Source organism: Spartinivicinus poritis, assembly GCF_028858535.1.
GTDB lineage: Bacteria > Pseudomonadota > Gammaproteobacteria > Pseudomonadales > Zooshikellaceae > Spartinivicinus > Spartinivicinus poritis.
This window is the reverse complement of sequence record NZ_JAPMOU010000012.1, coordinates 14394-30559: the sequence shown is the minus strand read 5'-3', so window position 1 is coordinate 30559 and position 16166 is coordinate 14394. Positions and strand designations below refer to the sequence as shown.

Here is a 16166-nt window from a genome sequence, read left to right as displayed (position 1 = left end):
TCGTTATTTCACCAATTCGAAAAAGCGCATAAATTGTTTTTTTTGTGCTACGGTTTCATCCGTGTGAATAATTTTTTTTGCATTTTCAGACTGAATATTCTGTAAATATTGAACTGCTGATTTTTTTTCTACTGTCTGGTTTTTTTTATCTACAAACCGAGACTGTTTTTTGCTTCGCTGAGGGTCTGGCCAATACCTTTTGCGCTGAAAAATTACAGGCGCTTTGCGTGGCTGGGTATCAGCCAGTCGGTTAGCAGGGATGCCTTCATCACTGATAATTAAGTGAGCATTATTGCCACCTAAACCAAACGAGCTAATCCCGGCTCGGAGCGACGCAGCCTTCCAGTCTTTGAGCTGGAGTACTGGATACAATGGTGAGTTATCAAAGTCGAACCGAGGATTAGGGTTTTGACAATGTAAGGTAGGTGGGATTTTTCGATGGACCATCGACAATAGCACTTTGATTACACTGGCTACACCCGCCGCACTCAGTAAATGCCCAATATTGCTTTTAACACTACCGACACCGCATACCTGCTTTTCTGTTTGCGCTTTATCAAAAATAGCCGTGAGTGCTTTCAGCTCAATGGGGTCACCAATCAAGGTGCCTGTTCCGTGGGTTTCTACATAGCTGATCGACCGGGCTTGAATCTGTGCATCAGCAATAGCCGACTCAATTAATTTTTGCTGAGCGGTGGGGTTTGGTGTAGTGACCCCCATGGTGTTGCCATCGTTATTAACCGCTGAACCTTCAATCACCCCATAGATTTTATTGTTATCCTCAATAGCAGCTTCCAAAGGCTTTAATACCAGTACCCCACAGCCTTCACCGATGCCTATGCCATTGGCCTTTTCATCAAAGGTTTTACAACGCCCATCGGGGGATAAAACCTGTGCTCGACTTAAGGTAATAAAAGGCTGTTCATCCAGCAGGATATCGACACCACCGGCGAGGGCGATTTCTGACTCACCCTGTCTGAGGCTTTGTACCGCCAAATGAATGGCGGTTAAAGCGCTAGCACAAGCGGCATCTACAACCAGGTTGGGACCAGTGAAATTGTAAATATGGGCTAGATGGGCAGCGATAAAATTTTGCCCCACCCCTACCAGAACGTCTTTTGCCAATGTATCGAGTTTACTGGCAAAATTACTCGTCCTGGACCCAACATAGACACCAACGGGCTTCCCCCAGAGATCAGCTTTTTCATAGCCTGCATCAGCCAGCGCCTCTGCGCTAACTTCTAGCCACTGCCTTTCCAAGGGATCTATCTGAGCCGCTAAGGATTCATCAATGCCGAAGTAATCTGGATCAAAAGCTTCTATATCGGCTAAAAACCCTCCCCACTTACTGATGCTTTTCTGATGCTGGAAGGTGTCAGGGTGATAATAGCTATCTGTGTTCCAGCGAGACAGCGGGACTTCACCAATACTGTCGTGACCCGTTGCTAAGTTTTGCCAATATTGGTCGAGGTTATCCGCATCAGGAAAATGGCAACCCATTCCAATCACAGCAATTTTTCTTATTGAAGTCTTAGCAACTGTTGCTTGTTGTTTTACTTGTGGCTTTTCTGCTGAAAACTGCGTTGGAGCTATATTAGGTAAGGAAGCTTGATCCTGTTCCAAATCTGCAGTGGGCTTGGTTTGGTTGCTTACTGAAAACTGCTGGGCAAGCTTTTCTTCATGCGAGCTAGCTAAATACTGGCTAAGTGATTCAATGGTTGGGTAAGCAAGCACCAAGCTTGGATCAATGTTTAAACCAGGCAAATCCCTATCCATGCGGTTGACAAGTTGAGCCAATACAATGGAATCAACACCATATTCCTGAATGGGTTTGTCAGGCTCCAAAAAATCTGGGGTTAATGCCAGCTCCTTGCCAAGCAGGGCGGTTAGCCAGGTGATTGTTTGATCCGTTATAGATAATGACTGCGATTGTAAAGCTGTATCAGTCTCTAACCCACTCTTACCCCGGTTATGCACTTTATCACTGCTTTGATCTAGCGTTGGATCAATTGGTAATGGTTTTACTGTTTCAGCTTGCCGATAAAATAATGATGACAGATTAAAACGGGCACCATCGATCATTGCCGGCATCAATACCGAGTTGTGGCCATGGGCTAACACGTGATCTAACAGTTTTAAGCCTTGTTGATTGGTATGGCTCAATAGTCCACTGCTTTGATATACCGGATTGGTCACTTCCCCCATCCCCGTTTGCTTCCAGTTCGGCCACTGGATACTCTGATAGAAGGAGTAGCCTTGTCCTTGCTGATATTGCGCAAAATAATCCATATACGCATTCGCTAAGGCATAATCACTATGACCAACGGCTAGGGTCGGTATAGTGGCTGAGACGGAGGAAAATAGTACAAAGTACTTCAGCGGTTCGTCCTTTAGCACTTCGTGCAAAACGGCTAGCCCTTTTATTTTGGGCTCACACAATCGCTCTATACTTTCCGTTTGCTTGCGAATAAAGGCTGGCGTTGTGAAGTCAGCCTGTCCTGCACAGTGAATCACCCCCTTGATTGGGCCTAATTCCCGTTTAACTGCCAGTAAATCAGTCCGGATAGCCGCTATATCAGATAGCGGCGTTGCCAGCACTTTTACCGTTGCTCCCTGGCTTTCTAAGTACTGAATATCCCGTATTTTTTGCTGCAAAACAGGATCACTGTCTGATGACCCGACCAATGCCGGCCAAGATTCCCGTGCGGGTAAAGCAGCTTGCCCCATCAACACAAAGTTGCGTGCTCCATAAGCCTTTAACCAGTGTTTAGCGCACAGCATACCTAAGCCACGCGTACCACCAGTAATCCACACCACATCATTACCTGCAAACAGCAAATGTCGGTCAAAGTGATTACTTTGATAGGCTGATGTGTTTTCGAGTGGCGACGCTTTAAAACCTGCTTTAAAACGTCTCCCTTGGCGATAACAAACTTCCGGTTCGATTTGATCTTGCAACCATTCGTTGTATATACAGTGGATTAGCTGGTTAGCTTCAAGGGAGAAGTACTGATCGATGTCGATATGACGAGAAATCACTTTGTGATACTCATTTTGCAACATTCGATACAAGCCTACTCGCTTAGCACCTGATAACGTGGGCTTGGTTGCCAGGTTAAAATTTTCCAAGCCCTGCGTCAGTTGAATACAGCGAAGCTTCTCAGCATCTGATTGCTCAATCATGGCCTGCAAATAGGTCAGCCAATCAAAGTCTTCGTCGTTATAGTTGGGATCCAGACCTGTGAGGTCTAGGCAGCCACTGATCAAGCCCCAGTCTATAACCTGCGAGCTATTTTCAGGCTGATGGCCGGTTAAAGCCTCGGCGGTTAGGATTTGACTATTGGGAAAAACAGCTTTAATCGCCTTGGTAAGATCATTCAACGAGGGGGTAATCAACACCAGGATATGGTCATTTAACGGCAACGGTTGCTTTTCCGCTCCCGACAACGTCGCCACTAACTCTTGAGGCTGCCAGTCTTTGTCTAATAACAATGCGCTAGGTTCAGCCGCACAGTCTTCAGTTGCTTTGCTGGTGGCTGCAGTAGCTAACCGATAGCGTTGCCTAGCAAACGGGTAAGTTGGTAAATGGATACGTCGAGGTTTTTGATCAGGGTAAAGCTGATTCCAGTCAACCTCACTGCCCTCTACCCAAAGCGCTAGCAGTTTGTCAACCTCGCCAGTCTGAGCCCTTGGAGAAGGCTGATTAGCCGGTTTTGGTTGGTTGCCTTTGAGATGACTGACATAAATCTGCTGGGAACGAGGCTGTGTTAAGCCATTTTCCGATAGCAAATAGTTATTATCTAAACAGTGCTGCAACCTATCTTCCAGCGCCTCCATTGAGGTAGCAATGATTCCCAAGCGGACCTTCATTGCCACTCGGCCGACTTGTAGGGTGTAAGCCAGCTCCTTTAATAAAGTCACCTGTTCTGTTTGACTGATTGGCGTATTGCGAATAAATGCTAATAGGTTTGCCACTGCTACCTGTAGCTGGTCAGGATGTTTAGCCGATAACACCACTGCCACAGGCTTAGGCTGATGCTGAGATACTGGCCGCGTAGACCTTAGAGCATGATGTTCCGCTATGACCAAATGGGCATTGGTCCCACAAAAGCTGAACGAGCTAACCGCAGCCGTTCTTGCTTTGCTGGCTTCAACCTCCCATGGCTGACAGGCCGTATTGACATAAAAAGGGCTATTGCTTAGCTGAATATGAGGATTGGCTTTTTCAAAGTGAAGGGTTGGAGGCAACTGACGATGCTTTATCGCCAACAGCACCTTAATAACCCCCGCCACTCCCGCTGCCGCCAGCAAATGCCCTATATTGCTTTTCACTGCACCTAAAGCACAGTAGTGGGACTTATCAGTGAAAGATTGAAAAGCCTCGACTAGTGCTTCAACTTCAACCGGATCCCCAAGCTGGGTGCCAGTACCATGCATTTCGATTAACTGAATATCTTCAGGGTTGATGCCGGTTTGAGAATAAACGGACTTAATTAGCTCACTTTGCGCCGCAGGGTTTGGCGCGGTAATACCGTTAGTTTTACCATCTTGATTAACACCCCACCCCTGAATAACGCCATAAATTGCATCATTGTCTTTCTCTGCGTCCTCCAGGCGTTTTAACGCCACTACACCGACCCCTTCTCCAGGCACAAAGCCATTGGCCCGTTGGTCCAGCGTAAAACAGCGCCCTTCTTTCGAGAGCATCCCAGCCCGGCTTGCCATAATATGGATAGAAGGGTTCATAATCGCGGAAACACCACCCGCCAGAGCAACATCACTATCCCCCAGCACGAGACTATTACAAGCCTGTGCAATAGCCACTAAGGATGCCGAGCAGGCTGTATCGATTACTAAACAAGGGCCTTTTAAATTGAGAAAATACGACACCCGGGCAGCAAGTATTGAAGGGCTACCCCCGGTAAAGGAAAAGGCATTAGTCATTGCAGTGGCTTGCTGCCCATCACCCTGATAGTCAGGATGCCCACAACCCAAATAACCATAGTGACCACACCCGACAAAAACACCACAGCGGCTGTCTGATAAGCTATCAGCGGCATATCCCGCATCCTCAAGGCAGCCCCAAGCTGCTTCTAAAAACAGCCGCTGCTGTGGGTCGATAAACGGCGCTTCAGCCGGAGATATATTAAAAAACAGCGGATCAAAATATTCAGCTTCGTCCAATAACCCCATCCATTTTGAATAGGATTTTCCGGGCGAATGAGGGTTTTTGTCGTAGTAGTACCCCATCGGCCAACGATCATTCGGCACTTCGCTAATGCAATCGACTTTATTTTTGATCACATTCCAAAAAGCCATAACATTATTTGCCTTGGGAAATTTGCCTGACATCCCAACAATGGCAATTGCTGGCTTTGCTGTTGTATTGCTTGTTTCCTTTTCGCTACCGCATTCCTTGTGAGTTGCGCTAAAGCGTTGCTGGTTTGATTTAGCTCCAGTAAACCGAGTTCGGTTACCTTGAGCTTTATATCGAGACCGTATAGACGCCGTATTTCGATGGGGATTCATTAGCGACAATTGCACTGACTGTTTGACTGGCAATGTGGGGGCAATACTTTTTCTGGTTGCTTGACGTTCTTGAGCAGGTACTTGCTGGCTTGTTTCCTGCCCTAGTGCTTGGCAAGCTTTCAGCAAGTAAGCAGAAAACGTCTGTAGTGTTGGGTAGCTGTAGAGCCTGACCGCCGGTATGGACAGGCCAAAGACTTGATTAATCCTGCTAACCCAAATCATACCGATCGAAGAGGTGAGACCTAATTCGACAAAGTTTTTTTCCGGGTCGATAACATCAGCTGGCAAATGCAACTCTTCTGCTAACATCAACCCGATTTTTGTTTGAATAATGCCTAGCTTATCTTGAGAAAAATTCATGACAGCGCTTCCATTTCGTATTTCTCAATAAATGCCGATGTGCCTGTTACCTGGGTTGTCTGTTGGGCCTGGCTTGTTTGTTGAACCTGGATGGTTTGTTGGGGTTTCACCGCAATAATACCGGCGTGCTCCATGCCCCCTTTCAGCTTCACGCCACCGACTGATATCGCTAGGCTTTCAAAGCCTACGTCTTCTATATCAAAGCCTGCAGCGCTACATTCACGCACCAAGATATCGGGATCGAGTAAGTTGATGGCCTCTACCCCCCCGAGCGCCTCTTCAGCCTGTGCCCCGGCATCAAACCCATCTGTTAAACCATCAGTTTTACGAGCATGGAAAAAATCACTGAGATCATTTATATAACCTGGCCACAAGTCACCGTTCGCCTTGCGCGCTTCATATTCCATCACCCTGGATGCCCAATGGGGAAAGTACGGCGTATCTGTCACAATAAATAACTTTCCACCAGGCCGAAGCCACTGGTACATCTTCCGCAGCGATTGCTGCAACGCATCAGGCGTTAAAAAGTGCAAAATACGCCCAGCATGAATCGCTGAAAAAGTGGATTGAGCAAAATCAACTGCCGGTAATACACCTCGTTGGGTTCGTACACTTTGTTTATGCAGGTCACTCAGGTTGGCTTGCAAAATATCTAAGTGTCCCTGTTCCATATCAACGGCTAATACTCGACCTCCCCGCTCAATGGCCGCTTGTGTCGCCACTCCATAAGCACAGCCGATATCCAGGACTTCTCCTTGGCATTGACCCGCATATTCCGCAAAAGCAATTGAGTAATCAGCCAGCGCTTTTGTCATGCTGCCGGTTTTATTCAAGGTAGGGATCATGCCCTTAACTTCTTCAGGAATCCTTTGCTCTGCTGTAGCCGGTAGCTCAAAGGCTTCGGTTTGCTGCTGGTAACTGAGGCCATCAATTGAAAGAACGACTACCCCGTCGTCATCACAAAGGACTAGGTCAAACTGCTCTTTATTAACACCGACAATACGAACCCATACCCACAACGAAGTTGAGCATCTTCCCCAGATAGAAACGGTATGAAGCCCGGCAGGCAAAGATGGATGCGGTATTACTTTTTTGCCTTCCCATAGCAGCCCTACTACAGCCTGCAATGCAGCATCTATCAGGCTTGGGTGTAACTCATAGAGAGGTTGCGAGGCCATTAGTGTTGCGGGCAAAGATAATTTAGCTAGCACCTGTTGATTGCCAACAAACAGATTTTCAACCGCTTGATAACCCGGGCCATAGTCTACACCTCGGGCTTTGAGCGCCTGATAGCAGGTATTTCCATCAAGCTGCTGTTGACGACAAGCTGTTTTCAAAGCAGTTAAGTCCAGAGGCGATAGCGCTGGCATGTCACACCAGCTGGCCACACCTTGAATGTGCACGATCGTCTCATCCTGTTGATTGGCTGTGGTTGAGTAAATTTCAAAGTGAATCGCGTTGCCGTCTTGCGGAAAGAGTCCAATATGCACTTGTTGTGTCGCATGCTGGGCCAGAATTGGGTTCGCTAATATCACATTCTGAATTTGGATGGCCTTGCCCTGCTCATCACGGTTACCAGCTGTTGCCTGATTGATAGCGACTCGCACCATTTCCAACGTAGCAGCCCAGGGTAAAACCTTGTGTTCACCGACTAAACAATCAGCAAGGAAAAACTCATCGCCAGAAAACGTCGAGCTGTATCGCTGCTCAGTAAAATCGGACGTATTTTCATGTACCAACGGCGATAATCGATTAATGCTCGTAGATACTTGTTGTGAGTGCTGCGTCTCTGAGTCCACAGACTCCTCACCAGGAATCCAGTAGCGTTGTTTAACAAAGGGGTAAGTGGGCAAGGCTATTTTTTGCGGTTGTTCCTGATGGGTATATAAACGCTGCCAATCAATGGCAATACCTTGTACCCACAGTGCAGCAATCTTTTCAAGTTGCCTTTCATCAATCCAGTGATCAATGACTCGTTGTATATCCTTATCGAGCACAAAATTAACTAGTTGCCGATCCGGCTCTTTATGTCCACCGTAACTATAAGGACTATCTTCACCAACAATAAAGGCCTGTAGTTGTTCTCGCAGTTGATCAATGTTACTTACTTGGAATGCCACACGCTTTTCTAGCGCTTGCCTTCCCCGCTGGAGGGTATAGGCGATATCTCGCAGGTGGATATCAGATAATCCGTAATATTGATAAGTTTTTGCGTCGATATAATGCAACAAGCGTTGGGCTGACTGCACCAGTTGTGGCTGTGTCCGTGCAGATAATAAAATCAGCTCAGGCGTATCTACCAGTGCCCTAACATTGCTATTGCTCGGTGCGACATATTCCTCCAACACCAGATGGCCTGTTACCCCGCCAAAGCCAAAGTTATGAATGCCTACTCTTCTAGGAGTAACAAGTCCTTTTTCTTGTTTTGGCTGCCAGTCAATGGTCTCAGCTAACACCTGACAGGCAAAAGGCTCGTCAGATGAGTGCCAATTTAGCTGGTTAAAATGGGCGACTTTTATTAAGCGATTATTTTTCAATGACAAAACCGCTTTTATTAACGAAACCACACCCGATGCCCCGGAGAAATGTCCAGTATGTCCCTTGATAGAACCGATTTTGACCGGTTGCTTGGCCGTGTCGGCAAAAAGCGCATGGTAAGCTTTCAACTCAACGATATCGGCCATGGCATTGCCTGTTCCCTGGGCTTCGATATAGTCGATATCGCTTGCTTGTAAGCGAGCCTGCTGAAGTGCCTCCTGGATCACTTCTTTATGGGATACAGCATTCGGCGCAGTTAACATCACTCCCTGACCACCGTGCCTTACCGAAAGTCCTTTAATCACACCATAAATAGTGTCGCCGTCTCTCTGTGCCGCCGATAGCCGCTTTAACAACACAAGCCCCAACGCATCACCAAAAAAATGGCCTGAAGCGGCCTGATCAAAAGGCTTTATATGATTCTCACCGGTAAACAGCCCCAGTTTACGGTTGTAAATAAAAACGTCTGGCGTTAACAACAGGTTCACTCCACCTGCCAGCGCAAGATCCGCTTGCTGGTTATACAAGCTGTTAGCCGCATTTTGAATAGCAACAAAAGAGCTGCAACAGGCAGCATCAATGGCTGCCACCGGACCTTTCCAACCAAAAAAATGGGCGATTCGATTGGCAATCATCGCATGGGCATTACCGGTATTTAGATGCCCATCAATAGGACAGTCGGTGGCTTTGATTCGCTGCGCATAATCCTGACGCTCTACGCCAATAAATACCCCAACTTTTTGATCATATAAGTCATCTTTCGTATAGCCACTCTGTTCGAGGGTTTCCCAAGTGGCTTCTAGCAACAGCCGTTGTTGCGGATCGATCAGTTCTGCTTCCCGCGGCGAGATATGAAAATGTAACGGGTCAAAACACCCTACGTCATCAATAAACGCACCGTGATAACAATCTGTTTTATTCGTTTCTCCCAAGTCACCGTAGTAGCTTTTCCAGTTCCAGCGGTCTTTTGGAATTTCAGACACACAAGATTTATCAGCAACTAAATTTTGCCAAAATTCAGCTAGGCTATTAGCGCCAGGTAATTTTCCGCCAACACCAATGATGGCAATATCAGCTTCATCGCTTAAGTCAGATCGCTGACTGTTGTTGATGCTGGATGGTTGAAAGTGTGGTTTTTCAGGCTGAATTTCATTTACTGCCAATGCAAAATGATCTTTCTGTTCAGCTTCCGTACGTTGAGACTCACAATATTTATCGTATAAATAATCACTAATACCCTGTAGGGTCACATGCTCCATAAAAACAGATGAGTCCAACCGAAGTCCTTGATAGGTTGCCGCAATTTTGTTTGAGAACACCATTAAGGTCATGGAATTAAAACCATACTGGCTGAGATTGTTGTCAGGATTTATTTCACTGACATCCAGCTTCAAGGTTTCAGCCATCAGGGTTACTAGGTGTTGGCGAAATACTTCTCTGGATGTATTTCTGGACAAAGCCGCGACATTTTTTTCTGATTTTGATTTTTGCTGTTTTAGTGCTTTAGTGCTTGAAAGCTTGGTTTCAGTTTCAACTGTAGTTTTAGCCTTTTCACCTGAAGTGTCTTTCTCAGCTTTTATATATTGAACATCCCAGTTCAGCAGTAGCGGATCATGCTGAAACTGCTGAGCCTGCTGGTATTCTACTTCGGTAATTTCTTCACGAGATAATAAATCCCGCAGCACAGCATTACCCAAACCAGCTAATAACCGATGCTTGATTTTTTCAATTTCAGGGTCCTGCTGGTCAGTGTGAATAAATGCGCGCTGTTTACACTGATTAAGCATATATTCCGCATTGGGATCGGCATGCGGACCGCGCAAGCGATAAATCATCGGAAAGCTAGGCATATTTATAAAGTGCCAAAAGGCTTTGAATTCTTTATCTGGTCTTGGCAGTAGTCCTAGCTTTAAGCCAAACAGCACACTGGCCAAGGGGGCTATTACAATATCGTTAGTATTGACCTGATAAGCTCGCTCTTCCGCACTAAGCTGATAATTGCCAGACATAATTTGGGCATACCAGCGCGCGCTCATCTCCAGAAAAGGCAACGTGCCTGTAGTACCGATTTCCTGCAAACCACCCGAATTCACCAGACTCGGATTTTCACGGTGAAACAGACCCATTGCTAAATCTTGTTGCGGGGACAAGCCTTCCACATAGTCCAAGGCAGACTTCACTCGATAACCGGTACAAAGTACAATCACATCCAGATTTTTGATGCGCTTTTCTGTGCCACTCAAAACACAGTCACTCCCATCAAAGCGCTTTATCCCATTAAAAATGGTCTGTATTTTCCCTTGAGCTACGCGGGCAATGGTATCGTCGTTTACGTGAATAAAGGGCCGCCGCTTGAAGTCATCAGCGCTGGGAAACAAGCCACTTTTTTTATACAAGGCATAATAATCGGGGTCAGCTTCTTTAAGCCGTTGAATATTTCTGAGATTGCGCGTGCTACCCGAAATTAACATATTGGCCGGTGAAACAAAGTCGTTGGGAATAAAACCTACCATTCTAGGCAGTACAAATCGCAGGGAACGCAGGCTCCAATAAACTTCAGCCGCATTTTCACTAGCCTCTCCAGCGATATCCATACCGCTAACACCGTTACCAATCACCAGTACCCGTTTGCCTGCAAATAAACGGTTATCAAAATACTCCCCTGCATGGATCACCTCGCCTTGAAACTGATCCAGCCCCTCAATACTAGGACGTAACGGTATTTGGAAGCGACCGTGACACAAAGCAACACCATCAAAGACTTCTTGACGTGACTTCCCTTGATACTCACTGTCAACCACCCATTGCTTGCCTTGTGGTTTCACCCGATTAACCTTGGTGTAGTAGTGGATTAACCGGTTTAATTGAAATCGCTTAGCGTATTGATGCAGATAATCGCTAACCTCATCAGCTTTGAGGAAAATACTGTTCGAAAATTGTGGATAAAAATCAGAAAAAAAACTGGTGTAGCTTGAGTTTTGAAAGCGTGTATTTTTATATACACCAGCTGTTTTATTTTTCTGTAAATTCCAGACACCACCTAAATTACCCTGGCGCTCATAGATCACCGGTTCATGGCCTTCTTCTAGTAAAGACTTAGCCATCACAAGGCCAGCCGGCCCTGCACCGACAATACACACTCGCTTAATTTGCTTAGGTTGTTTGCAGTCTTTTACTTTTTTCTGTTTTTTAGTTTTTTTGGGTTTCTTTTTTATTTTTTGAGGCTGGTCTGATCCATTATCAATTACATTCACGATATCTTGCTGCCAATAGTTTTTTTCTAAGAAAGGATAAGTAGGTAATGGGATTTTTTTCACAGGAAGTCCTTTATGCAGTGCCTCCCAAGGCACCACTGCACCACTCACCCATAACTCCGCAAGCTGGTACAGATTTTTTTCAATCAATGCCTGTTGAACCTGAGTACCTCCAGTAGGGACCCTCGTTATACTCGCCCCTCTAAAACAGCATTCATTTTGTCGATTCTGGATAAAGTCAGTTAAGCCTTGAGACAACGCTTGAGGTGAAGAAGCCACCATCGCCCAACGCTCTTGCATGGCTTCACGGCCCACTTGGAGCGTATATGCAAAATTAGCTATATCGAACGCTTTTTCTGTTGAGGTTAACGCTAGGTAGTGTTGAACTTTTTCTGCATAGGCCCTGAGTCGTTGTTCATTTTTTGCTGAGAGCACAATTAAGACAGGGCCTTTATGCAACACCACAGGTTCAGCCTCAGGGGCTTCCTGATACTCTTCTAAAAGCACATGGGCATTAACACCAAACCCATAGCTATTGATCCCAGCTCGCCGCGGTAGCGACTGGCCTTTCGAGCCCAGTAAAGGCTCCCAACGGATGCTGTCACGTATAATCTTAAAAGGACTCTCGGCAAGTGATAATTGCTCGTGGAGAGCTCTAAAACCAGGAATACCAGGGATAGTCTGATGACGTATCGCAGACACAGCTTTTATAATCGCCGCCATACCGGAAACCACTTCGCTATGACCCATGGTCGACTTCAAGCTGCTCAAATAGCAAGGCGCGTTAGACTGGCCCTTATATGTTTGCAGTTCCGCTAGGGCTCGGTATCCAGATTTGAGCGCTTCAATTTCAACGCTGTCACCCAACACCGAGGCTGTACCATGGGCTTCTATATAAGAAACCGTACGTGGGTCGATACCTGCCGTCCGGTAGGCTTGTAGCATAGCTGCTTTAATGCCAACATCATGGGGAGCGGTCAATGACGCCCCTTTCCCACCATGGGCAACACCAGTCCCCCTGACGAGTGCATAAATACGATCACTATCAGCTTTAGCTTGCTTAAGCGGTTTTATAACGATCACAGCGACGCCTTCAGAGCGAACATAGCCCTGTGCACCATCTTGAAAGGGGCGTACCTTACGCTCATCACTTAACAGTCCCATGGCTTCATAGCCAATAAACCCTTGAGGAGAAAGCAGCAGGTTCACCCCACCGATAACCGCCTGGAGGCATTCACCTCGTTGGATCGACTGGACCGCACGATGAAGGGCCACGAGCGATGAAGAACAAGTGGTTTCAATGACTTCACTCGGCCCTTGCAAATTCAGGGTGTAGGAAATGCGATTGGGAATAATGGAAGGCATTGCACAGGTGATCATATAAGGCGTATCTTCTGGGGTAGTCTCCCTTTGATACTCACATCTACCCGCCGCCATAAAAACACCTGTTGGTGTTTCAGCAAATTTGCTGGGAACAATATTAGCGTCTTCCAGTGCCAGCCAGGTATGAGTGAGTAGTAGCCGCTGTTGAGGGTCCATCAAGACGGCCTCACGAGGGGAAATATCAAAAAAAAGCGGGTCAAATAGGCCAATGCCGTCGAGAAACCCTCCCCATTTAATTCGTGTTTTATTGGCTTCTGTGACTGGATCTCCGTATACCGCCTGCCAGTCCCATCGGTCGGGAGGAATTTCCGTAATGGTATTTCTGCCTTGCACTATGTTCTGCCAAAACTCGTCAAGCGCTTTGGCCTGTGGAAACTGACCGGACATACCGACAATAGCCATCGGCTCATTGCCAGCGGTAGCAGCAACATTATCGCCCGTTTCACTCGCTTTATTTTGAGTGTTCAGGGCCTTGATCGGGGCATCATTAGGTGGCAGCTCTTTTATTTGTGCTTGAGCACTGTCTTGTCTGAGCTGCTGGCAAATCGCCTTGATGGTTTTATGCTTGAGAAGCTGCGCTACATTAAAGCGCTGATCAACCTCAGTTTTCATTTTCTGAGCGACCACAACCGCTAATGCGGAATTACCACCAACATCAAAAAATACATCTTCCGTGCTGATTTGTTGAATACCCAACACATTTTGCCAAATCAACAGCACGCGCTTTTCTAAAAGAGACTGGGGAGAACGGATATAATGGCCCCTGGTAATGACCACCTGCCGTTCAATTAAAGCCTTACGATCAATTTTTCCATTGAGAGTCAGTGGTATATTATCCAGAGGGATAAAAAAGGCCGGGATCATATAGTCTGGCAAATAGCGGCGTAAATAACGAATAATTTTTTTATTAATTACTTGGGGTTTCGCTGTTTTATCCTTTTCGACTCTTTGCACAACATAAGCTATAAGCTGTTTTTTATCTCCTTCCCCCTTCGCGATCACAACGCTCTGCTGAATATCGGGATGACGATTCAACCTGTCTTCTATTTCTCCTATTTCGATGCGAAAACCACGCATTTTGATCTGCTGATCAATCCGCTCCAAAAATTCCAAAGTACCTTCAGCCTGCCAGCGGGCAAAATCTCCCGTTTTATAAAGCTTTTTTCCCTTTTTAAATGGGTGGTCGATAAATTTTTCAGCAGTTAGCTCTGGTTGCTGTAAATAACCTCTCGCCAACCCGTCACCCGCAATACAAAGTTCACCAGCACTGCCTATTGCTACTTGTTTGCCCTGCTCATCCAAAATATAAATGCGGGTATTGGCAATTGGACGCCCAATCGAGATAGCACCGGTTTTGGCAATCAGCTGAGTGGTGGACCAAATAGTGGTTTCTGTTGGCCCATACATATTCCAAGCTTCACTGCGTGACTTAACAAAATATGCTCGCAACGATTGAGGCAGTGCTTCACCGCCACAGAGAATTTTCACTTTTTCTTTATTTTTCCAGCCAGCATGAAACAGCATACTCCAAGTAGTGGGCGTCGCCTGCATAATGGTTGGCTTGATACATTGAATCGTTTTTTTCAGTGCCTTAGCATTTTTTGCTGTTTCTGAGGGACAGATGTAACATTGAGCGCCGTTAAGTAAAGGCAGATACAGCTCCAGTCCAGCAATATCAAACGAAGTGGTGGTGACCGCCAGCAACCGATCACCCGAGTGAAGACCAGGCCGCTGCCCCATGGCCACAAGAAAGTTAACCAATGCTCGATGCTCAACCATCACCCCCTTGGGGTTACCCGTGCTCCCAGAGGTGTAGATCACATAAGCTAGATGATGAGGTTTAACCTTTTTTTTCAGTAGTGTTTGCGCTTTTGCCGCTTTTTTAATGACTTTCCAATCTTGATCAATCAAGATGACTTTTTCAGTTTTCCCTATCCATTGGCTAGCTTTATTCATCAGCTTAGCTTGAGTCAATATGCGTAATGCCTGACTATTTTTAACAATGTAAGATAAACGTTCTGTAGGGTATTCTGGGTCCAGGGGCACATAAGCACCACCAGCTTTCAAAATAGCTAATAACCCGACCATCATATTTAGTGAGCGTTCTAGATAAATAGCAACCAGACTATCCGGCTTTACTCCCTGCTGTTGTAAATATTTGGCCAATAGCGTGCTTTTTCGGCTAAGTGCTTTATAAGTTAAACTACCCCCTTCATAAACGACCGCGATAGCATCAGGTGTTTTTTGCGCTTGTTCTTCAAACAGTTCATGGAAACATTTATCCTTTGGATACTTAGCATCGGTATCATTCCACCTTGTAAGCAACTGACTTTCTATCTGTGCGTCAATAATGTTGTGGGCTCTGTTCATTGCTTTGGCCGTTTTATCTAATAAATCGACAATCCAGGGGTGCTTAAAAAAGGCGGATTTAGTACGTGGTTTGAAGATAAAAAGGCAGTTGATGAGTGTAGCCTGGTCTAGGGAAAACCGAGCGCAAACAAGAGCTAATAACATACTACATCTGCCGAATAAACTATTTTTGGAAAATACAGAAAAACCAAACTATACCAATAAGAAAAAACGACAAGAAACCGTTCAATTGAGCTTTTAGAGATTATCAGGCCATTATAAATGGTGAGCAGTCACTCCAGACAAGGGGCTGCTTAACTCCATCGAATGCGGACTTCTATAAAGTAACGTTTTTACTTTTACCGTCTCTATATTACTAATGTTATGTGAACACCTTTTAGTCTACCGCAATTAAGCATTCACTTATTTCTAAAAAGTAGCTATATTGTGTTCTTTACACTTACTTAGAGTGTGTTCTTAAGGCTATGGGGCTAATAACTTAATTAGTCATTAGCTTTTATCAGCACTGACTAATTTTTTCGTAAAAAACACTACAAATATTAACTAAAACAAGAAATAACTGATTTGAACTTAACTCAATCATCTCAAGAACACTTATCCAAAAACGACAGAGCATAATGTAATTTTTATCTTAAAATCAGTATTAAAAATCAAATCTCATCAATTATTATCAATGGTGAACCTGTTTTTATACATAAAACAAGCCACTATAACCTAAAGTTTTTATAACAA

The 16166-nt window shown here is 45.5% G+C and carries 2 protein-coding genes; both read right to left on the bottom strand.

Annotated features, from left to right (window positions below):
* Window positions 1-3: 3 nt before the first annotated feature.
* Window positions 4-5889: a beta-ketoacyl synthase N-terminal-like domain-containing protein gene (locus tag ORQ98_RS11370; RefSeq protein WP_274688929.1), complete on the bottom strand. Its 5886-nt coding sequence runs from the start codon at window positions 5887-5889 to the stop codon at window positions 4-6.
* On the bottom strand, window positions 5886-15578 hold the full coding sequence (locus tag ORQ98_RS11365; protein ID WP_274688928.1) for an amino acid adenylation domain-containing protein: 9693 nt from the start codon (window positions 15576-15578) through the stop codon (window positions 5886-5888). The genes ORQ98_RS11370 and ORQ98_RS11365 overlap by 4 nt, the downstream gene beginning before the upstream one ends.
* Window positions 15579-16166: the final 588 nt, after the last annotated feature.